The sequence below is a fragment of the Actinoplanes sp. NPDC020271 genome (assembly GCF_044388125.1).
GTDB lineage: Bacteria > Actinomycetota > Actinomycetes > Mycobacteriales > Micromonosporaceae > Actinoplanes.
Genome location: NZ_JBIRWQ010000007.1, coordinates 180,652 through 201,551, shown reverse-complemented (window position 1 = coordinate 201,551; position 20,900 = coordinate 180,652). Strand labels below are relative to the sequence as shown.

Genomic DNA, 20,900 nt, shown 5'->3' with positions numbered 1-20,900 from the left:
AGCGAAAACGCCGGGCACGAACCAGCGAAGGTGCGGTGACTGATGACGACGAACGCGCAAGGGTCGGGTAAGCGCGCGGTCAAAGCGGTGATCCCAGCGGCCGGCCTGGCAACGCGTTTCCTGCCGGCCACCAAAGCTGTCCCCAAGGAGTTGTTGCCGGTCGTCGACCGGCCGGTCCTGCAATACATCGTCGAGGAGGCGGCCGCCGCCGGGATCACCGACGTGCTGCTGGTGACCGGCCGCGGCAAGACCTCGATGGTCGACCACTTCGACCGCCGCCCCGACGTGGAGCAGCGGCTGGAGGAGAAGGGCGACACCGAGCGGCTCGCCGCCGTCCGCCGCACCAGTGAGCTCGCCGACATCTACACCGTCCGCCAGGGCGAGCCCCTCGGCCTCGGCCACGCTGTCGGGACCGCGGCCTCACACGTCGGCGACAACCCGTTCGCGGTCCTGCTCGGCGACGAGTTCGTCGACGAGGAGAGCCCGCTCCTGCCGGACATGCTCGACCTGCAGGCCCGCACCGGCGGGATCGTGCTGGCGTTCATCGAGGTCGCTCCGGAGGAGACGTCCCGCTACGGGATCGCCTCGGTGCGCGAGTCCGACCTCGGCGAGGGCGTCGTCGAGGTGACCGGCCTGGTGGAGAAGCCGTCGCCCAGCGAGGCGCCGAGCAACCTGGCCGTGGTCGGGCGGTACGTGCTGCCCGGCAAGATCTTCGCCGCGATCGCCGAGACCAAGCCCGGCAGCGGCGGCGAGATCCAGCTGACCGACGCGATGGCGGCGCTGCTGGAGGCCGGCACCCCGGTCCACGGCATCGTCTACCGGGGCACCCGCTACGACACCGGGCAGCCGCTGGGCTACCTGCAGACCGTGGTGCAGCTCGCCGTTCAGCGGCCCGATCTGGGCGAGGAGTTCCGGGCCTGGCTCACCGACTTCGTCGGTGGTCAGAAGGGATGACGGCCACGGCCGATGCCGAGGCGGCCGCCAACGAGCTGATGCCTCTCGCCGAGTACCTGGGCAGCGTGCTGCGCAGGTTGCGGGCGCTGCCTCCGCTCGACCTCGACCTCACCCAGGCGCACGGGAACGTGCTGGCGGCCGACGTGATCGCGCCGCACCCGTTCCCCGCGTTCGACCAGGCCGCGATCGACGGGTACGCGGCCCGCTGGGAAGACCTGGCCGGCGCCGGGCGCCTCGGTACGCATCCGGCGTTCGGCCAGTTCGACAACCCGACCCGGGGCGTCCGGCTGAACGTGGTCGGCGACCTGGGCGCGGCCAGCTGGCGGCCGGTCCGGCTGACCTCGGGCACCTGCTTCTCGGTCGCGGCCGGGGCGCCGCTGCCACTCGGCGCGGACGTGGTCGTCCCGGTGCACTGGACCGATCAGGGCATGGCCGCGGTGGAGATCCTGCACGCCCCGAAACGGGGTTCCGGCGTGCGGCGGGCCGGCGAGGAACTGGCCGTCGGCCAGGTGCTCGCCACCGCCGGGTCGTACGTGACGCCCCCGCTCGTGGCGACCTTCGCCGCCGCCGGGATCGGGCACGTGCTGGTCCGGCCCAGTCCACGGGTGGTCGTCGTGGCGACCGGGGACGAACTGGTCGACGTGGGCCGGCCGAGCCAGCCGGGGCAGGTCGTCGACGCCAACTCCCATGCGCTGACGGCGGCCGCGGTGGAGGCGGGAGCTCTGGCGTACCGAATAGGGATCTGTGACGACGATCCGGAGGGGCTGCGCGGCCTGCTGGAGGACCAGACGCTGCGTGCCGACCTCATCATCACGACCGGTGGCACCGGAACAGGACCCGGCGACATGCTGCGCCGGGTCCTCTCGCGTCCCGGCACCGGCCGCGGGATCGTCGAGTTCACCGACGTCGCGCTCTGCCCCGGCACCGTGCTGGGCTTCGGCACGGTCGGCGGCGAGGAGGTCCCGGTGGTCTGCCTGCCCGGCGAGCCCGGTGCGGCGCTGATCGGCTTCGAGGTGCTGGCCCGCCCGGCGATCCAGCTGCTGGCCGGGGCCGAGCCGGTGTTCCGGCCCAGCGTCAAGGCGCACCTGCTGGAGACCATCTCCTCGCCCGGGGGGCTGCGCGAGTTCCGCCCGGCGCACATCGCGGAGCGGCGGGGTGGTGGTTACACGGTGCAGCCACTCGCCGGTGGGCCGTACACTCTCTCCGGTTTGGCCGAAGCCAACGGACTGCTCGTGCTCGGTGAGCGGGTCACGACGGCGGCGGCCGGCTCGACCGTGGACGTGTTGCTGCTCGACCGGAGGCGATGAATGCTCGGGGCAACCCCCGGCTGGCCCGCTGTGCTGGCGGACGGGCCGGTGTTGCTGCGGCCGTACAAGCGCTCTGACGCCCGTGCCTGGTCCGAGGTGCGGATCGCGAATCAGGCCTGGCTGGCGCCCTGGGAGTCGGCGCCGCCCGGCCCGTGGGCGGAGATGAACTCCACCCGGGCCTACGGTTACGTCTACCGCGACATGAAACGTGCCGCCCGTCGCGGCGACAGCATGCCGTTCGCCGTCTGCCTGCTCGAGGACGGGCGGGAACGCCTGGTCGGGCACGTGAACCTGGGCAACGTCGTCCGGCGGGCGTTCGCTTCGGCCTACGCCGGTTACTGGGTGGACTACCGGGTCGCCGGTCGCGGTGTGATCCCGACCGCGCTCGCGCTCGCCGTCGACCACGCGTTCGGCCCCGGCGGGCTGCACCGCATCGAGGTCAACATCCGCCCGGAGAACGGGCCGAGCCGCCGCGTCGTGGAAAAGCTGGGATTCCGCGAGGAGGCATACCACCAGCGCTACATGCACATCGACGGCGGCTGGCGCGACCACCTGGGGTATGCGATGACCAGCGAGGAGATCGCCGCCGAGGGTGGCCTGCTGGCCCGCTGGAAGCGAGTTCGCGCCGCCAAGTGATCTTGGGCGCGGCAGAGTCGTCGGCGCGGCGCGCGAAATATCCCCGCTACCGCCCGTAACCTCGCATTCGTCGTGTCATTTTTCATCTGATCTGTCGTGGCGGAACGAAAGGGGTGAGGGTGCCGACATCGGTGCTCCTCGCCGTCCTCGCCGCGGCCGGGCTGCTCGCCCTCGCCCCGGCGCTGGTTCGCCGGTACGACGCCACCGAGCGCCTCGCCGCGGAACGGGCGTCGTCCACGGCGCGGGTGCTCCAACGCCAGCGCCGTCGACGCACCGTGCCCGGACGCCGACCGATCAACACCGGTCGCCGCGTCACGGTTACGCTGCCCGCCCCAACGAGTGAACCGGCCGCCCCGAAACCTCAGCGTCGCCTGCGCCTGGTCACCGGCCGTCGCCCGCAGCGCCGGCTGCCGCAGCGCCGGGGCACCCCCGCGGTCGTCCGCCGGCGTCGCGTCTTTGCTGCGTTGCTACTGCTCAACGTCATCGAGCTGATCGGCGTGCTGGCGGTCGGCCCCGGCTTCTGGATCAGTTTCGCGGTCACCGGCGCGCTCCTCGGCGTCTACCTGGTCCACCTGCGCAACCGGGCCATCGTCGACCGCCGGCGTCGCCGCGTCCAGGCCCGGGAGGCGGCGTGGCTGGCCGCGCGGCAGGCCGAGGTCCGCCGCGAACAGGCCCGCCGGGCGGCCGCGCGGCGCGAGGCGCAGCGGCGGCTCGCGGCCCAGAAGGAAGCTGTCCGGCGTGCGGCGATGGGCCTCGATCGGGAGCCGTCCGACCTGCCGGTGGCCGCGAACGGCGGCTCGGTGTCGTATCGCCGTCGCGGCGGGCTGCGCGGCCGTCCCTACGAGGCCGGCGGCCGCCACCACACCGCCTGAAAAGATCAAATTCAAGGACTTCATGTCCTACGTCCGCTGTGGTCCTTCTCCGCCGCTCCCGCGGGGGCCCTTGCGGGCTGAGCAGGCCGTGGCCGGCCAAAACGCTCAGCCCTCCAGGGCGGCCTCCGTGGCGGGGCACGGTTACCCCAACCCCATACGGAGTGCCGCCGGGAGAAGCGCGGCCGGCTTCCAGCGGTGCGAGCGGGCAAGTGGGGCCGCCTCCAGGCGCCGGCCGGAGTGGTGGGGGAGGGGCGGTTCGCGGGGGTGGCGGGGGACCTGTTAGCCTTTTGGAGGTTCCACGGTGAAGGCCTCACCGAGGACCGACCAGGGGCTGTGGCGCAGTCTGGTAGCGCACCTCGTTCGCATCGAGGGGGTCTGGGGTTCAAATCCCCACAGCTCCACCGCAGGTCAAAGGCTGTTTCGGACGTTCCCGGAGCAGCCTTTTTGCTGTTGTACAGCAGCGAAGTACAGCAACACGGCATCGGCGGTCACCCGTCCAGGCTGTCACCGAGGCGGCGCAGCGCATCGATCGTCTGCTTGGACGAGACCTGTGTGTAGAGCTCCATGGTCACCTTGAAGTCGGCGTGCCGCAGGATCTGCACGGCCACCCGCGGGTGCACGTCCAGGTCGGCCAGCAGTGAACCGCACGTGCGCCGGGCGTCGTGAACGCTGATCCGGGGCACGTCCGCCTTCGGGATGCGCGCGACGAAGGCGCGGAAGAAGTTGCGCGGCTCGACCGGTGTGCCGAGTTGGGTCGTGAAGACGAGCCCGGTGTACTGCCAGGCTTTGCCGGCACGGTCGCGGGCCTTCTCCTGCTCGGCTTTACGGGCGGGCGGCGATGGACCTAGGTGGGGGTTGCGGTGGAAAACCCCAGGGTGGTCGCGGCCAATGCTGGGGCCATCGGGGCCACGCTGGGGCCCATCAAAAGACGCCTGATGTCACCCGACGCTGACCAACGATGGGCGGCTATATTGCCTGTTCAAACTGGGTAAAACATGCCCCGACCAGGAGGGCGGCGGACGAGTCGGCCGGTACGCTGCCCTCAGGCCACGACACCGTAGGGCGTGGTCTGAGCCAGGAAGCCCCCTGCTGCGATGAACAGACCGTGCACCAAGACCTTAGTCATCATCTTGACTCCCTTCTTGATCTTCTTCGCTGACCGGAGACAGTTCGTGAGACTGCGGGCAATTGACTTCAGCGAGAGATGCAGAAGAGTGATCATGACGAGTACGAGCATCGCGCGACCCGAGTTGAACGGGTCACCAGACCCACACCAAGCCCGGCGGAGTCATCAGGCGTGAGTATCCCGTCTGAGCGTTGGCCATGCAAGCGCTGTACAGCAGCGCAGTACAGCAGCCGACCGCGCCGAGTCGGGCTTTACGGAGCCGGTACACCCCGTCTGACCTCGTACGGGACCGTCCGCAACCGAGCCGCCACCAGTTCGCATCGAGGGGGTCCGGGGTTCAAATCCCCACAGCTCCACCAAGAATCACGTTGATCTGGGGCTACTTGATCACGAAGATCAAGTAGTCCATTTTCAGCCCACGTTGGGTTTCTGGAGTCACTCGCCAACCGCCTTCGACGCGGGTCGGGTGGACTGCTTCAGGATGGTGCTGAACACACTTCGCTTCCGATCCTGCTTCGGCCACCAGTGCACGTACGTGTCGAGCGGTGAGCTTCAGGCTTGCGTGCCGTAATGCCCTGTGGACCTGCGTCGGCTCGACCCCCTGGTTGATCGGGGTCGTCGTTCGTCGAGGTCGACGTCACCGACAAATCCAGCCTCGGGAGTTGTGAGGTAGAAGCCTCCGTAATCTGCGGCATGAAATTGAAGCTGCTGCACGACGTGCACGGTCCGATGAAGGTGATTCACGCATCGAGTACCGGACTCGGTCCCCAGGACTTCGTTGAGGCGCATCCCCTGCCCCGCCCCGAGCCAGATCGCTGCCCGGAAGTAGTCAGGGACGACATCGAGTAGCGCGAGAACCTGCTCCGCGGTCGGCACCCAGCGGTGAGAACCAGCCGGGACCGGGAGCGTGCCGGCTGGGCGACCAACCGCCTGCGTCGCGGGCTCCGGCGCACGGGACTGTCCGGCCGGAGCGGGTCCGTGGACAGGTTTGTTGCTCTGAGCGGGACCACCCACGGAGGCCGCCCTGGAGGGCTGAGCGTTCTGGGCGCCCCGCGCCCTGCTCGGCCCGGAAGGGTCCCCGCGGGAGCGGCGGAGGGCGACCACAGCGGACGTGGGACATGAAGTCCTTGAATGTGATCTTTTAGGGGCGATGCAGGTGGAAGCTGGCGATCTCCTCGACGCGGGTGCGGAAGATCCCGGCGCGCTGCTCGATCGCGAGGGGGTGGCCGGTCGGTTCGAGCTCGATGTAGGGCGGCTGGCCGACCGGGCGGGTGTGCACCATGGTCTTGAGGTTGAGCGTGGTCGGCTCGTAGCCGTCGATCGTGTTGGCGAGCCAGCCGAAGTAAGGCGGCTCGGTCTCGCGGCCGGGCTGTTCCCAGACGTCGACGGCGCGGGTGAAGTTCGGGCGGCTCAGTGACACCCACATGCTGTAGGCGAAGACGTCGCCGGTGTCCCAGACGGGGAGTTCGATCAGGCCGCGGATGAAGAACCGCTCGCCGCTGATCACGCACAGGTCGGAGTCGAGCAGGCAGCCCTCGTCGTCGGCCATGTCGGGGAGCCACACGTCCGGGGCGGTCGCGGCGAAGCTCAGCGGTGGGCCGCTGTGTGTCGAGCCGCACGTGCCGCACGCGAACTCGTCGGTGTTCATGGGCGCGAAGCATACGGCCGTGACCTGAAGTGATCATCGGCACGGCGGGGAAGTCACACTCCTGCCGCGCGAGATCTGGGCGAATTATGAAGGTGGCTACTTTTACGTGGTACCTCTGAAGGAAGTCTCGGAGGTGACCGTATGAAAGCGCCCCTACCCGACAACGAGATAGAGCGCCTGGCCGCGCTGTACTCGCTCGACATCCTGGACAGCCCACCGGAGAAGGACTTCGACGACATCGTCGCGCTGGCCGCCGGCGTCTGTGAGGCGCCCATGTCCATGGTCAGTCTGGTCGACGCGGATCGGCAGTGGGCCAAGGCCAGGACCGGCTCGGATCTCACCGAGACGACTCGTGACCTGTCCTTCTGCGCCCACGCGATCCTCGGCCGGGATCTGTTGATGGTGCCCGACGCGCGGGCCGATCTGCGGTTCGCCGACAACCCGGCCGTGACCGCTTCTGACGGCATCCGGTTCTACGCCGGGGCGCCGCTGATGACCACCGACGGGTTCGCGCTCGGCACGCTCTGCGTGATGGACCGGGAGCCGCGCCGGCTGGACATGGAGCAGCAGCAGGCGCTGCGCGCGCTGGCCCGGCAGGTGACCGCCCAGCTGGAGTTGCGGCGGTACGCGTACGCGCTGGCCAACACCACGGCCCGGCTGCAGGAGCTGGAGCGTCGCAAGGACGACCTGGCCGGGCTGGTCGGCGGGGAGCTGCGTTCGTCACTGCGGCTGATGTCGACGTACCTGGAGAACCTGGGGAACACCGGCTATCACGACGCCGAGCTGGCCGACCTGGTCGGACGGGCCGCGGCCGCGCACTGCCGTGGGTTCCGGGAGCTGATCGACCATCTCAGCCAGATGGCCGAGGCCGGACTCGGCGGGGACAGCCTGCACATGCGGCAGTGCGACCTGACCCGGGTGACGCAGCGCGCGGTCGAGGCGGTCCGCCCGATCGCGGCCAGCAAGCACATCTGGATCCTGAACCAGGCCGGCGGGCCGTCGCTGCCGATCATCGCCGACCCGGTGCGGCTCGAGCAGGTGCTGACACATCTGCTGTTCGCGGCGGTGAAGTACACGCCCGAGGGCGGCCGGGTGCGGGTCGGCACGGAGATGGAGTCCGGCCCGACCGTGCGGCTCGACGACATGGACCTGCCCGACGGGATGCGCCCGGAGCTGTTCCCGCACCTGTACTACGGGGCGATCGCGAACCCGGCCGACGTGCCCGGCCCGGACCGCGGGCTGGCCGTGGCGAAACGGATCCTGGACGCGCACCACGCGACGGTGGCCCTCTCCGACCGGCCCGGCGACGGGACCTCACTGCACGTGGTGTTCCCGTACGCGGATCTCACGCCCGACGAGTTGCTGCGCGACCTGGCCATGGCCTGAACACGACCGTGCCCCACCGGCGGCAGTTCGGTGGGGCACGAGGCTGTTCCGTTTACCGTGGGATCTCCTCCCGGTGCGCCTGGGACGGCACCGCGGGTGTCGTCGGCGGTGCGACCGCCCGTCCCCTCGGCTGCTGCTGCCTGGGCACCTCGGCCGGCGGCCAGCCCTGCACGGCCGGCGCGACGTTCTCCACCCTCGGTGGCGGGATGTCGGCCCGCTTGGTCAGCCCGGCCCGGTTCAGTTTGTGCCAGCGCAGCCGGCCACCGGTCAGCGCGGTGGTCACCGACTGCAGCAGCACCAGGTACATCAGCTGCCGGTAGGCGAACTGCTGCAACGGCAACCGCCAGAGCGGCTTGAGCGGCTCCCGATCGAAGCGGAACGCGACCGCCGCGGTGAACATCTGCAGCGACAGCATGCCGAGCCAGGCGATCGCGGTCTCCTTGAGCTCCCAGAAGACCAGGCCGTAGACGAGCATGATGTCGACGACCGGGGCGAGCATCGGCAGCGCCACCCCGAACAGCGCCAGGAACGGCAGACCGACCCGGCCGAAGCGTCCGGACGGGCCCTTGTCGAACAGCGCCCGGCGGTGCTTCCACATCGCCTGCATGGTGCCGTAACTCCACCGGTACCGCTGGCGGTAGAGCTGCTCCAGGGTGGTCGGCGCCTCGGTCCAGGCCTTGGCGTGCTCCTCGTAGACGACTCGCCAGCCCTCCCGGCACAGCGCCATCGTGACGTCGGTGTCCTCGGCGAGCGTCTCGTCGCTGACCCCGCCGACCTTCGCGAGAGCCTCGCGGCGGAACGCGCCGATCGCGCCGGGCACGGTCGGCATGCAGTTGAGCGTCTCGTAGAGCCGGCGGTCCAGGTTGAAGCCGATCACGTACTCGATGTGCTGCCAGGTCGCGACCATGCTGGACCGGTTACCGACCTTGACGTTGCCCGCGACCGCCCCGACCGTCGGGTCGGCGAACGGCTGCACCAGCCGGCGGATCGAGTCCTCCTCGAAGATCGTGTCGCCGTCGACGGTCACGATCAGGTCGTGCCGGGCCAGGGCGATCCCGGTGTTGAGGGCGTTGGACTTGCCGCCGTTGGGGACGCGGACCACGCGGACGTTGCGCATCCGCAGCCCTTCCACGATGTCGGCGGTCCCGTCGGTGGAGCCGTCGTCGACGACCACCACCTCGATCTCCGGATAGTCGCCGAGGGCCAGCGACTTGACGGCCGCCTCGATGCCCTCCTTCTCGTTGTAGGCGGGCACGATCACCGACACCGGGTCGGTGACCGGTGGCCCCCAGCTCCAGCTCGCCTTGCGTCGCTGCCGGGCGTGCCGGGTCGCGAGCAGCAGCAACAGGGCGGTCCGGCCGATGGTCAGCGCGCCGACCACCACGAACAGTGCGGCGACCAGCACGACGAGGCCGTCGGCGACGCGTACGGTCCAGATCAGCCCGGCGCCGCGCCACTCGTCACCGGAGGCCGCCGCCGGGTTCTCCGGCAGCGTCGGGATGACCGTGGTGCTCTCCGGCGCGCGGCCGGCCCGGACGTCGGCGGCCTGCTCCTCGATGCCCAGGTTCAGGCCCTCGGTGACGGTGGTGAAGCGGTATCCGCGCGCCTTCATCATCGGGATGAACTTGCGCAGCGCCTCGACCGTCTGGCCGCGCTCGCCGCCGGCGTCGTGGAACAGGATGATCGCCGAGCTGTCGCCCTTGGGCATGGCGTTGTGGATGATCTGGTCGATGCCGGGGCGCTGCCAGTCCTCGCTGTCCAGGTCGTTGACGACGACCAGGTAACCGGCCTGACCGGCCTCCTTGACGATCTTCCAGTTCTCCTCGTCGATCGCGTCGGCCTTCGAGGAGTACGGGAACCGAGCCAGGTTGGTGTGCACGCCGGTGGCCTCGGCGATGGCCGCCTGGGTCTGCGACAGCTCCAGATGCCGCCGCCACGGGGCGAGCAGCTGCATGTTCGGGTGTGTGAACGTGTGCAGGCCCAGCTCGTTGCCGTCGGCGACGATGTCCTTGGCCAGCGCCGGGTGCCGGGCGACCTGCGAGCCGACGACGAAGAACGTGCCGTGCGCGTCGTTCTCCCGCAGCACCTCCAGGACCTTCGGGGTCCAGACCGGATCCGGCCCGTCGTCGAAGGTCAGCGCGATCGTGCGGTCCGGCAGCCGGCTGGTGCTCTCCTGACCACCGGTGGTGTTGATGATCGGCCCCCCGCCGCGGATCGACAACGGCACCGGGTCCTGGTCGCCGACCTCGGTCTCCTTGTGGTCGGCGGTGAATTCGGCATTGATGTACGCCTGCACCACCAGCACACCGACGAAGAGCGCGAGCAGCAGCGAGCCGAGCATCACCCGGGGGCGGGGCAGAATGCGCCGGCGGCTGCGGCCGCGGGTGCGGCTCACGCCGAGGCCTCCGCCTTGTCCGTCGCTTCCGTCGAGGGCGCGGGCGGGTCGGTGTCGGCCGGGTCGTCACCGAGGGCGGGCAGCGCGGCCGGCTTGGTCTTGGCAGTGCTGGTGGCGACCGGTGGGGCCGGGGGAGCCGGCGGCATCGGTGCCGGGTTCTCCACCTTGGGGGTGACGGTCGGGGTGGCGGTCGGGGCCGTGGTGGTGGACTCGGTGGGCTTGGTGGTGGTGACGGTCGGGGTCGGCGTCGCCTTGGCCGGGGCCGGCTTGGCGACCGGCGCCTTCGTGGTCTTGGCCGGCGCCGGTTTCGTGGAGGCGGCCGGCTTGACGGTGGCGGCCGCGGTGGCCACCGGTCGTTCCGGCGGCCGGACCGGGTTGACCGTCGACTCCACCGGGGGCCGGGTCGCGACGCTCGCCGGGCTCGTCGCCGGCGCCGGTTCGGGCCGGGGCGGCACGGGGTCGGCCTTCTCGTCGTCGTCCAATCCGGGCAGCGGCAGCACGGCGCTCGAGTTCACCGGGCCGCCGGCCAGGCTGACGCTGACCAGCCCGCCGTAGGAGACGACGAGGATGCCGAACGCCAGCGCGATCCGGCGGAGCATGCGGCTCCGCCGGCCGGTGGAATCGACGAACACCGGGGCCGGCGTCGCAACGGCGATCACTTCCGTGTCCGGAATTCGCTGGTCGGCGGTCTTCGGGTGTTGGGAATCCTGCGTTGTCACGCGGCGAGCTTAAGAACATTTATCGCGATCTTGGCAGTTGTCACCTATAAGGGTGATGGCCGACTGATGCGGTAAAAAGGGACGAAATGATGACCGCTGGAATTTGACCCGCCGGCAGTCGATGCCGGAGATTCCGCTGAGCTGCGGTGCGGCGGGAAGCCCAAATACGTTACGCCAGATCGGGGATCGAATTGCTGTCGCATTCCCGACGGTGGAGTTGAATCGTATTCATGAGCGGGTATGCGTGTTAAATGTTAAAAGAGTATATTGTCCGAATCTAAGGGATGGTGGGATCGACACGGCAATCCGTGGCCGCGACCCGTTGTGCGGGTCATCCCGGCTCGTTAAGCTGCATCTTGCGCGCCCCTATCGCCCGCTTCCCCCGTGGCAGGCGATCGGGGCGCGCCCTTCTTTTTCCGGCCCGTGTCCACTCCGGGCGGATCCCGATCCTTCGCCGTTCTTCCGGCGAGACCCGTCGTGATCAGCAAAAAGGGGCAAGATCGGTGAAGGGCGGAGCTGTGGGTCAAGTCCACAGAGGCCACCCGAAAGCGGTGAAGCCCGGCGAAACGTGAGGCTCGTGGTCCAGCGGGGTGCTCCGTCGCGAAGCCGGCCGGCCCTCACGGGTGTCCCGGGCCCTCGCCAGCACCGTGGAAAGCCGGCCACGACCGGTCGGCCGGCTTCCAACGGTCTCCCGGGTCCGTGGACGCAGCCCCGTAGCGACCGTTGGGATCGGCCGGCTGGGCGGGAGGGTGACGACGGGCCGGGTGGAACGGGCGAAGCCCGGCGCGGAACGCCGGGCTTCGCGGGGGTCGGAGCAGAGCGGGAGCGGTCAGATCCAGCGACTGCCGAGCCACATCCGGACGGACCAGTCGTCGTACGGCATCGTCTTGCCCACGAAGACCGGATAGAAGTACGCGAAGCAGAGCGCCACCAGCACCATGTACGTCGCCGCCACGACCACGCCGATCAACTGCCGGTCGGATCTCGCCGCGCCGGTCGCCATGCCCGAGGGGGGCGTCATGATCGCCCCGAGGACGTAGACCACCGCCAGGATCAGGAACGGCAGACCCGGCATCAGGTAGAACGAGAACATCGTCCGGCCGTCCTTGACGGCGAAGTAGAACCACGGCAGCAGGCTCGCCATCGCGCCGGTGAAGATCGCGAAGGCCCGCCAGTCGCGCCGGGCGATGCCGAACCAGACGAGCGCGAACAGCGCCGGCAGGAACGACCACCACAGCAGCGGCGTGCCCAGCAGCAAGATCTCGGCGGCGCAGCTGGACGACCCGCAGTTGCCGTTGCCGTTCCAGTAGAAGGCGACCGGCCGCCCGAGCAGCAGCCACTGCCACGGCCAGGACTGGTAGACGTGCTTCTCGGTGAGTCCGCTGTGGAAGTTGTACGCCTCGGAGTGGTAGTGCATCAGGTTCAGCAGCGCGCCCAGGACCGGCGGCTCGCCCAGCCCGTTCGCCTCCCGGTAGTGCCGGAAGTAGCCGTCGTCGGTGACGAACCAGCCGATCCAGGTGGCCAGGTAGAAGATGATGCTCAGGACGAAGCTGAGGATCAGGTAGCCGAAGTCGCCGAGGATGCCGGCCACGAACGGGCCACGGACGCGGGCCGAGCGACGGGCCTGCGCGCGCCAGGCGATGACCAGGACGGCGAAGAACGGCGCGAAGAACAGCGCGCTCCACTTCACGCCGCAGGCCAGGCCGAAGAAGACCCCGCCGGCCAGCAGCCACCACGGCACGATCCGCGGGATCTTGTGGGTGGCGGCCGGGTCGAACCCGCCGGCCAGCGCGTCCCGCCAGCGCCGCCGGTAGTGGTCCCGGTCGAGGACCATGCAGGCGAACGTGAGCAGCACGAACAGCCCGAGGAAGATGTCGAGCAGCGCGGTGCGCGACAGCACCAGCTGAAAACCGTCCAGGGTCATCAGCAGACCGGCCATCCCGGCCAGGACCGTGGAGTGGAACATCCGGTAGGCGACCCGGATCAGAATGAAGATCATCAGGGTGCCGGCGATCGCGGCGGTGAAACGCCACCCGAGCTCGTCGTTGCCGAAGATCTTCTCGCCCAGGGCGATCAGCCATTTGCCGAGCGGGGGATGCACCACATACGCCGGGCCGTTGGTCTTCTCGTCCCATTCGACGCCGTGCTGGAGCATGTCCCAGGCGTCGGTCGGGTAGTACACCTCGTCGAAGATGTAACCCTTGGGCTTGTCCACCCCGGCCAGGCGCAGGATCCCGGCGGCGACCGTGATCACCACGGTGACCAGCCACGACCAGGGTTCCAGCCGGTTGTCCAGCGTCGACAAGCGCCGCCGGACGAGGTCGGGCACCACGCGCACGCCCCGGGACGACTCCGCCCCGGCGGGGGAGTCCGCGGTGGGCAGGTCTTTCTCCGCTGTCGCCGTCGTCACCCCGCGATCGTAGGCTGCCGAGCTTTGAACTGAGGCCCGGGCGTGTGGTGGACTTTTCCGGTGTCTCGTGAAGAAGCAGGAGTTGGCCGGGTCGTCCTGGCCGGAGCCCCGCTGGGCAACATCGGCGACGCGTCGGCCCGGCTGCGGGAGGTGCTCGCCGCCGCGGACGTGATCGCGGCCGAGGACACCCGCCGGCTGGGGCGCCTGGTCAAGGACCTCGAGGTGACGGTCGGCGGCAGGGTCGTCTCCTACTTCGAGGGCAACGAAGCCTGGCGCACCCAGGAACTGGTGAACGAGCTGACCGGCGGCGCGACCGTGGTGGTGATCACCGACGGGGGCATGCCGAGCGTCTCCGACCCCGGGTTCCGCCTGGTCCGGGCCGCGCTCGAAGCCGGTTTCCCGGTGACCGCGGCGCCCGGCCCGAGCGCGGTCACCACCGCGTTGGCGCTCTCCGGCCTGCCGAGTGACCGCTTCGTCTTCGAGGGCTTCCTTCCCCGTACGGGCTCGAACCGCCGCTCCCGGTTGAAGGAGCTCGCCGGCGAGCCCCGCACGCTGGTCTTCTTCGAGGCCCCGCACCGGATCGCGGGCACGCTGGCCGACCTCGTGACCACGTTCGGTGCCCAGCGGCCGGCCGCGGTCTGCCGGGAGCTGACCAAGACGTACGAGGAGATCCGCCGCGGCACCTGTGAGGAACTGGTGGCGTGGGCCACCGACGGGGAGCCGCGCGGTGAGATCACCCTGGTGGTCGGTGGTGCGCCGGACCGCCCCGCGGAACGTCCCGCGGACGAGGAGCTGCGCGCGGTGGTGGCCCGGCTCGAGGCTGGCGGCGACTCACGGCGCGATGCCATCCAGGCCGTCGCTGATCAGTACGGGTTGAAGAAGCGCGAGGTCTACAACGTCGTGCACGCCGCTCAGTAGGCCGCGATCAGGAACCCGATCAGCAGCAGGACCGGGCCGGCCACGCTGCCCAGCAGGGCCCCGCGACGGGCGCGGGCGGACTCCAGCCGCCGGGCGCCGGTCGCGCCGGCGATGCCGTACCCGCAGATCAGCACCATCAGGAAGCCCAGGGCCCAGCGCAGGTGCAGCAGTGGTCCGGCCGGGGTGGCGTAGGCCTGCGAGCCGGCCGGGCTGACCATGCGGGCGGCGGTGACCGCGCCCGGCTCGCGGGCCGTCCCGGTGATGCCGAGCAGCCGCACCCGGCGGACCGTGACACTGCCGTCCTCGGTGCTGAACCGGCCGGTGCAGCGCTGGGTGAGACCGGTGCCGTGGCAGCGGGTCGTGGTGGCGTACCCCCGATCGCCGTGCCCGGTGGCGAGCCAGAACGGCTCGGCGCTGACCCAGGCGAAGAACGCCGCGACCAGGCTGAGCGCGATGAGCGCGAGCAGGGAGGCGACCGGGTTGACCGCCGGGAGCCGCCGTCGCCGGCCGGGGCGCGGGTCGTTGCGGGCCTCGGCCGCGATCCGCGCCTCGTCGGTCTCCCAGAACGGCGAGTTCTCCACCCGTTCCAGGCGGTGCGCGGTGGCCGGCGAGGCGTCCTCGGGCAACGGCGGCAGTGGCCCGCGCGGCGCCCGGCCGGTGTCCAACGCGACCGTCGGACGATCAGGCTTTCCCGGTACGTCCCCGGACTCCTTGTCGCCCGGCAGCCCCGGCTCGATGATCATCAGTTGGTCGGCCGTGGCCAGGTGCTCGGCGGTGTCGGTGGCGCCGGCCGTGCGAGCCCGCTCGGCGGCGAGGTCGGCCCACTCCTGGGAGCTCGGCAGCCGTTCGGTGTCGCCCTGCCACCAGGTGGGGTCCTTCTCGGCCTGCGCCCACGGGTGTCCCGCCGGCGTTTGCGCTGGTTGTTCCCCCTGTTGCGGCGTGTTTCCGGTCACTGGTTCAGTCAACTACGGCGATCGTCGTCCGTACCGTCAATGATGGGGTGTGTCGGGACAAATCGGTCGCTCAGCGTGGCGGGTGGCAATCCATTCGCAGGCCGCCGGAGAGGGTCACTACGCTTGGGCGTCATGAGTCACGTTCTCGCCGCGGTCGCCTGGCCCTATGCCAACGGCCCGCGCCACATCGGTCATGTTTCCGGCTTCGGGGTGCCTTCCGACGTTTTCAGCCGGTACATGCGGATGGCCGGCCACGACGTGCTCATGGTCTCGGGCACCGACGAGCACGGCACCCCGATCCAGGTCCAGGCCGACGCCGAGGGTGTCACCGCCCGTGAGCTGGCCGACCGCTACAACCGGGTGATCGTCGAGGACCTGCACGGGCTGGGCCTGACCTACGACCTGTTCACCCGCACCACCACGCGCAACCACTACGCGGTGGTGCAGCAGCTGTTCGAGGGCCTGCACCAGAACGGGTACATCGTGGCCCGCACCACGCTCGGCGCGATCTCGCCGTCCACCGGCCGCACCCTGCCCGACCGTTACATCGAGGGCACCTGCCCGATCTGCGGGTACGAGAAGGCCCGCGGCGACCAGTGCGACAACTGCACCAACCAGCTCGACCCCGAGCAGCTGATCAACCCGCGCTCCCGGATCAACGGCGAGACGCCGAAGTTCGTCGAGACCGAGCACTTCTTCCTCGACCTGCCCGCCTTCGCCCAGGCGATCGGCAACTGGCTGGACCAGCGGGAGAACTGGCGGCCCAACGTCCTGAAGTTCTCCCGCAACCTGCTCGACGACCTGCAGCCCCGGGCCATCACGCGCGACCTGGAGTGGGGCGTGCCGATCCCGCTGGACGGCTGGCGCGACCGGGCCGACAAGCGCATCTACGTCTGGTTCGACGCGGTCATCGGCTACCTGTCGGCCTCGATCGAGTGGGCGCGGCGCACCGGCGACCCGGAGGCGTGGCGCCAGTGGTGGTCGGCCGACGCGCAGGGCAAGGACGCGTCCGGCTACTACTTCATGGGCAAGGACAACATCGTCTTCCACTCGGTGATCTGGCCGGCGCTGCTGCTCGGTTACTCCGGTGAGGGCGACAAGGGTGGCCAGGCCGGCTCGCTCGGCAAGCTGAACCTGCCGACCGAGGTGGTCTCCAGTGAGTACCTGACGATGGAGGGCAAGAAGTTCTCCTCGTCCAACCGCGTGGTCATCTACGTGCGCGACTTCCTGGAGCGCTACGACGCCGACGCTCTGCGGTACTTCATCGCGGCGGCCGGCCCGGAGTCCAACGACACCGATTTCACCTGGGCCGAGTTCGTCCGGCGCAACAACGACGAGCTGGTCGCCGGCTGGGGCAACCTGGTCAACCGCTCGATCTCGATGGCCGCGAAGAACTTCGGCGCCATCCCGCCGGCCGTCGACCTGACTCCGGAGGACCTGGCCCTGCTGGAGGTCGCGAAGACCGGCTTCGCCACGGTCGGCGAGCTGATCGGCAAGCACCGGCAGAAAGCGGCGATCGGCGAGGCGATGAAGGTGGTCGCCGAGGCCAACAAGTACCTGTCCGAGCAGGCGCCGTGGAAGCTGAAGGACGAGTCGCAGAAGGAGCGGCAGGGCACGATCCTGCACGTCGCGCTGCAGGTCGTCCGGGACGCGAACACGCTGCTCACGCCGTTCCTGCCGCACTCCGCGCAGAAGGTGCACGAGCTGCTCGGCGGGACCGGGGTGCACGCCCCGATGCCGGAGATCGTCGAGGTCGAGGACCTGGACGGCGGCCCGGGGTACCCGGTGCTGATGGGCGACTACATGGTCGGCGCCCGCTGGGAGTCGGTGCCGCTGGTGGCCGGCACTCCGCTGAGCGCGCCGAAGCCGGTCTTCCGCAAGCTGGAGCCGTCCGTGGTGGACGAGGAGCTGGCGCGGCTGGGTGCCGCTTCCTGAACCGCTGATCCGACGTGAAGGGCCCGGCTTCGGCCGGGCCCTTCGTCGTTCCAGGCCGGATGTGGCCGGAATCACGACCGTCACTTCCGGAAGCGAAGTGCCGTTCGGTTGGGAACTGCCCCGTTTGTCGCTGTCAGCGGTACGCCGCGGGTGTCCCCCGGTCCGGGAATACGGGATTGATCAAAGGTTCCGCACAGGCTAGATTCATCGATGCCACGGGGGAACGTTGGCGTTTCGTCGATCTGGGACCGTTCTGACGTCCACGATCGTCCAACTTGTCCTTCATGTGGTTCTGGTACCCCTCGAAGGAGCTGGAACTTCCTTGAAACCACGTTTGGCCAAGCCGCTGATCGCGGCCATCGCCGGTGGCGTCCTGCTGGCGGGCGGCGCGCTGGCGACGACGCCGGCTTACGCCGACACCAACGGGACCGCCGTCTCCGACGAGGCGTCGGCTGACCCGCAGACCAGCTCGGAGGCCCCGGCCCAGCCGGATCCGCAGACCAGCTCGGAAGCCCCGGCCCAGCCGGACCCGCAGACCAGCTCGGAAGCGCCGGCCCAGCCGGACCCGCAGACCAGCTCCGAGGCGCCGGCTCAGCCGGACCCGCAGACGAGCTCGCAGCCGCCGGCACCGGACGCCAAGGCGCCGACCGGCAACTTCCGGCTGAACCTGAGCTCGATCTGGATCGGGCAGTCGGTCGTCTTCACCCAGAACGAGTCGGACTACTCCGACCCCACGGACGCGAACTCGGCGATCACGCGGTACATCGACTTCGGTGACGGCAGTCACACCACGCTGTCTCCGGGTCAGTCGACCTACACCAAGGCGTACGGGAGGAGCGGTTCCTTCCGGGTCGTCGAGACTTTGACCGACGCGTCCGGCAACCACTCCGAGATCGCGAAGGCCGTCACGGTGACCGTGCCGGGGCGGGTCACGCTCAGCACCCACACCGTGTGGCCGGGCCAGCGGTTCACCTTCAAGGTCGACCGCGTGCCGTCCGGTACCAACCGGTTCGAGGTGCAGTGGGGCGACGGCTGGTCGAGCTCCTACTCCGGCAGCAACCGGACCATCACCTCGATGTTCTACCACTACAAGGGCTCCGAGCTCGTGGTGAAGGGCAATCGGCCGCTCTACATCCGGTACCGCAACGCGAACGGCTACACCAGCTGGATCAGCGCCGGTTCGGTCACGGTCCGGCAGGACAAGTGGCGCCCGGTCGTCACGATCACCAAGCCGGCCAACGCGAACCGCGTGAAGTCGTGGAACGTGATCCGGGGCACCGTCACCGACAAGGGATCCGGCGCGCCGTACGTGTACGTCTGGCTCACCCGCGTCAACGGCCACAAGATCTCCTGCTTCAACGGGAAGAAGTGGATCCGGATCTACAACGAGCAGCAGTACGACGAGAAGTGCGCCGTGAAGGGCACCAAGGTCGTCAAGGGCAAGTGGTCCCTGAAGGTGCCCGGCCAGGCCAAGGGCGACCTGTTCATCGACACGTCCGCCTGGGACTGGGGCGACCACCGGGGTGACCGCAGCCTGCACGTCAAGCTGACCCGCTGATCAACGCAGAATGAGGAAAGGGCCGGCATCCGCCGGCCCTTTCCGCTTTCTCAGATCTGGTACGCGATCTCCGCGATGTGATGGTCGGCGAGCTCGTCGGTCGGCGCCCAGGCCTCGTAGACCCCGCGCTCGTAACAGCGCGCCCCGGTCGCGTTCAGCGCCTCGCCGTCCGGCCGCAGCAGCCGCAACCGGGCCCAGGTCTCGTCCCGCTGCAACACCCAGCACGGCACCCCGCGCCACAACGCCTGCTCGGCGCGCCGGCTCAGCGTCTGCACCGCGTAACGGGCGGCCCGGGTCAGCGCCCGGACCCGGAACTCGCCCGGCGGGTCGGCGACCGCCTCGTACTCCTTGTCGCTGATCGAGCCGATCAGCTTGGCGGTACCGGCCGCGGTGCAGGGCACGTACTCCCGGTCGGGACTGACTCCGGGCAGCTCGCCGAGCAGGCCACGCCAGCGCGGGCCGGCCAGGCGCAGCCAGCCGTGCTGCTCCGGCTGATACGTGTAGAGCACCGCTTCCTCGCCGCCCGGGACGTGCGCCACCAGCTGCGCGTTCGCCGGCATCGGCAGATCCGCGAACCCGGCCGTGACGTACTCCGGGATCAGGTCGTCGGTGCTCGGGGTGAACCCGGTGCCCAGCACCATCGCGCCGATCCGCGAGTGGGCCGGCAGCGCGGCCAGACCGGGTTGCGCCGGGCCGGCCGGCAGCTCGTAGTCGGCCGGGTCGGTGGCCCGCCAGCGCAGCGCGAACACGACCCGATCGTCGGCGGCACCGTCGGTGCGCAGCAGGGTCAGCTGCTCCGGCTCGCGCAGATGGGCGATGTCACAGGAGCGGTAACAGAATCCGTACGGCAACCAGCCGCCCAGGTGACCGGCGACCTGCGCCGGAGACAGCAGCTTGGTCATCCGGGTGCCGCGGCGCACCGCCGCCGTCTCCCGGATGGCGCGCAGCGTGGGATCGTCCCGGTGCACCGCCGACTGGCTCATCGACTGAACGGCCTGCCAGGTCAACCCGCGGCGCAAGGGTGCCATCAGCGGGGGCTCGAGCGGGTCGGTGCCCAGCTGGCTGTCCTCACCGGTCACGGTCACCCAGCGGAAGTTAAATGATCGGCATGGATCCCAGGTGAACGTTCGGTTACCGGACGAGGGTCCGTGCAGAATGTCTCACATGTCGTCAGCTCCCCCCGATAGCCCGGCCGAGAAGCGCCGGGCGAAAGCCGCGCGCCGCGCCGGCGAGTTCCCGCCCGCGCCGGAACCGCTGGCCGTGCCGGTCTTCGACAGCCACACCCACCTCGACCTGACCATTCAGGAGGCCGGGGTGCCCGGCGGCGCCGACGGGGTCACCGACCCGGTGCAGGCGCTGATCGCCGCGGCCGCCAAGAACGGCATCGACCGGCTGGTCCAGGTCGGCGTCGACGTGGAGTCCTCCCGGTGGGGCGCCGACCTGGCCGACCGCCACGACGCCGTGCTCGCCGCGGTCGCCCTGCACCCCAACGACGCGCCGCGGGTCTCCGATCTGGACGAGTCGCTGCGCCAGATCGAGGCGCTCGCCGCCCGCCCCCGGGTCCGTGGCATCGGCGAGACCGGCATGGACACGTTCCGCACCGGCGACGACGGGCGGGCCGCGCAGGAGACCAGCTTCCGCGCCCACATCCAGATCGCCAAGCGGCACGGCAAGGCCCTGATCATCCACGACCGGGACGCGCACGCCGACGTGCTGCGCATCCTCGACTCCGAGGGCGCGCCGGACACCGTCGTGCTGCACTGCTTCTCCGGCGACGCCGAGTTCGCGGCCGAATGCGTACGCCGCGGCTACTTCCTCAGCTTCGCCGGGACCGTCACCTTCGCCAGCGCCACCAACCTGCGCGAGGCGGCCGCGATCACCCCACCCGAACTGATGATGGTCGAGACCGACGCGCCCTACCTGACACCCGTCCCGCATCGGGGCAGGCCCAACGCGTCCTACCTGATCCCCATCACGGTACGGGCGCTGGCCGCGGCCCGGGGCGCCGACGTCGACGCGTTGAGCGCGCAGATCTCGGCCAACGGCGAACGGGTCTTCGGGCCCTGGAACCAGTGAGGAGTAG

The 20,900-nt window shown here is 70.0% G+C and carries 15 protein-coding genes, 1 tRNA gene and 1 pseudogene; 10 read left to right on the top strand and 7 right to left on the bottom strand.

From position 1 onward, the window contains the following. Positions 1–42: 42 nt before the first annotated feature. From ACH442_RS18245 to ACH442_RS18225, 5 genes are all read left to right on the top strand, one after another. The gene (locus ACH442_RS18245) at positions 43–954 is read left to right on the top strand and encodes a UTP--glucose-1-phosphate uridylyltransferase (protein WP_396339193.1); all 912 of its coding nucleotides are present in this window, start codon (positions 43–45) and stop codon (positions 952–954) included. Continuing rightward, positions 951–2,261, top strand: a complete 1,311-nt coding sequence (gene glp / locus ACH442_RS18240) for a gephyrin-like molybdotransferase Glp (RefSeq protein ID WP_396339192.1) — start codon at positions 951–953, stop codon at positions 2,259–2,261. Before ACH442_RS18245 ends, glp begins: the two co-directional genes overlap by 4 nt. Next, a complete protein-coding gene (locus ACH442_RS18235; protein ID WP_396339191.1) occupies positions 2,262–2,897 on the top strand; it encodes a GNAT family N-acetyltransferase in 636 nt (211 codons plus the stop codon). A gap of 113 nt (positions 2,898–3,010) precedes the next feature. Next, on the top strand, positions 3,011–3,769 hold the full coding sequence (locus tag ACH442_RS18230; protein WP_396339190.1) for a hypothetical protein: 759 nt from the start codon (positions 3,011–3,013) through the stop codon (positions 3,767–3,769). Between the two features lie 327 nt (positions 3,770–4,096). Next, positions 4,097–4,170, top strand: a tRNA-Ala gene (locus tag ACH442_RS18225). A gap of 87 nt (positions 4,171–4,257) precedes the next feature. On the opposite strand, the pseudogene ACH442_RS18220 reads toward ACH442_RS18225, so the two are convergent. Continuing rightward, positions 4,258–4,575 (bottom strand): annotated as a pseudogene (locus tag ACH442_RS18220) (tyrosine-type recombinase/integrase); the annotation flags it as partial. Positions 4,576–6,036: 1,461 nt separating this feature from the next. After that, the gene (locus tag ACH442_RS18215; protein ID WP_396339189.1) at positions 6,037–6,543 is read right to left on the bottom strand and encodes a DUF2199 domain-containing protein; all 507 of its coding nucleotides are present in this window, start codon (positions 6,541–6,543) and stop codon (positions 6,037–6,039) included. Between the two features lie 141 nt (positions 6,544–6,684). On the opposite strand from ACH442_RS18215, the gene ACH442_RS18210 reads away from it, so the two are divergent. Next, positions 6,685–7,929: a GAF domain-containing protein gene (locus tag ACH442_RS18210; protein WP_396339188.1), complete on the top strand. Its 1,245-nt coding sequence runs from the start codon at positions 6,685–6,687 to the stop codon at positions 7,927–7,929. Positions 7,930–7,981: 52 nt separating this feature from the next. Here ACH442_RS18210 and ACH442_RS18205 read toward each other — a convergent pair whose 3' ends face one another. From ACH442_RS18205 to ACH442_RS18195, 3 genes are all read right to left on the bottom strand, one after another. Next, on the bottom strand, positions 7,982–10,270 hold the full coding sequence (locus tag ACH442_RS18205) for a bifunctional polysaccharide deacetylase/glycosyltransferase family 2 protein (protein WP_396339371.1): 2,289 nt from the start codon (positions 10,268–10,270) through the stop codon (positions 7,982–7,984). 50 nt (positions 10,271–10,320) lie between these two features. Further along, on the bottom strand, positions 10,321–11,043 hold the full coding sequence (locus ACH442_RS18200) for a hypothetical protein (protein WP_396339187.1): 723 nt from the start codon (positions 11,041–11,043) through the stop codon (positions 10,321–10,323). A gap of 829 nt (positions 11,044–11,872) precedes the next feature. Beyond that, positions 11,873–13,453: a dolichyl-phosphate-mannose--protein mannosyltransferase gene (locus ACH442_RS18195; protein WP_396339186.1), complete on the bottom strand. Its 1,581-nt coding sequence runs from the start codon at positions 13,451–13,453 to the stop codon at positions 11,873–11,875. 60 nt (positions 13,454–13,513) lie between these two features. Between ACH442_RS18195 and rsmI the strand changes: the two genes are divergently transcribed. After that, positions 13,514–14,371, top strand: a complete 858-nt coding sequence (gene rsmI, locus ACH442_RS18190; RefSeq protein WP_396339185.1) for a 16S rRNA (cytidine(1402)-2'-O)-methyltransferase — start codon at positions 13,514–13,516, stop codon at positions 14,369–14,371. Here rsmI and ACH442_RS18185 read toward each other — a convergent pair. Beyond that, complete coding sequence (locus ACH442_RS18185) at positions 14,365–15,336, bottom strand: hypothetical protein (protein ID WP_396339184.1); 972 nt, start codon at positions 15,334–15,336, stop codon at positions 14,365–14,367. The genes rsmI and ACH442_RS18185 overlap by 7 nt on opposite strands. Positions 15,337–15,456: 120 nt before the next feature. On the opposite strand from ACH442_RS18185, the gene metG reads away from it, so the two are divergent. Next, a complete protein-coding gene (gene metG, locus ACH442_RS18180; RefSeq protein WP_396339183.1) occupies positions 15,457–17,259 on the top strand; it encodes a methionine--tRNA ligase in 1,803 nt (600 codons plus the stop codon). A 322-nt stretch (positions 17,260–17,581) separates the two neighbouring features. Then, a complete protein-coding gene (locus ACH442_RS18175) occupies positions 17,582–18,817 on the top strand; it encodes a hypothetical protein (protein WP_396339182.1) in 1,236 nt (411 codons plus the stop codon). 50 nt (positions 18,818–18,867) lie between these two features. Here the strand turns inward: ACH442_RS18175 and ACH442_RS18170 are convergent, their stop codons facing one another. After that, positions 18,868–19,902, bottom strand: a complete 1,035-nt coding sequence (locus tag ACH442_RS18170) for a hypothetical protein (protein WP_396339181.1) — start codon at positions 19,900–19,902, stop codon at positions 18,868–18,870. A gap of 70 nt (positions 19,903–19,972) precedes the next feature. On the opposite strand from ACH442_RS18170, the gene ACH442_RS18165 reads away from it, so the two are divergent. After that, the gene (locus ACH442_RS18165) at positions 19,973–20,893 is read left to right on the top strand and encodes a TatD family hydrolase (protein WP_396339180.1); all 921 of its coding nucleotides are present in this window, start codon (positions 19,973–19,975) and stop codon (positions 20,891–20,893) included. Positions 20,894–20,900 lie beyond the last annotated feature (7 nt).